Raw genomic sequence first — 282 nt, forward strand, 5'->3', positions numbered from 1 at the left:
GACTTCTTGAAAGCTCATCGCTTGGTGCCCAGCATGAGTCGGCGCGGGAACTGCCACGACAATGCCGTGGCGGAGAGTTTTTTCCAGTTGCTGAAGCGTGAGCGTATCAAGCGCAAAATCTATCACGATAGGGAAGAGGCCCGGCGGGACATCTTCGATTACATCGAGATGTTCTACAACCCGAAACGCCGGCATGGTTCCGCAAACGGGCTATCGCCGGTAGAGTTTGAGAAGCAATATTTCCAACGGCTCAAGAGTGTCTAGAGAAGCCGGGGCGATTCA

1 protein-coding gene is annotated in these 282 nt (G+C 53.9%); it reads left to right on the forward strand.

All coding sequences use genetic code 11. The annotated features are described in order from the left end of the window. Window positions 1-264: IS3 family transposase (locus HWX34_RS21015; RefSeq protein ID WP_178974157.1), on the forward strand; the 264-nt coding region annotated here is incomplete at its 5' end. Window positions 265-282: the final 18 nt, after the last annotated feature.

Source organism: Aquitalea sp. LB_tupeE (assembly GCF_013391415.1).
GTDB lineage: Bacteria > Pseudomonadota > Gammaproteobacteria > Burkholderiales > Chromobacteriaceae > Aquitalea.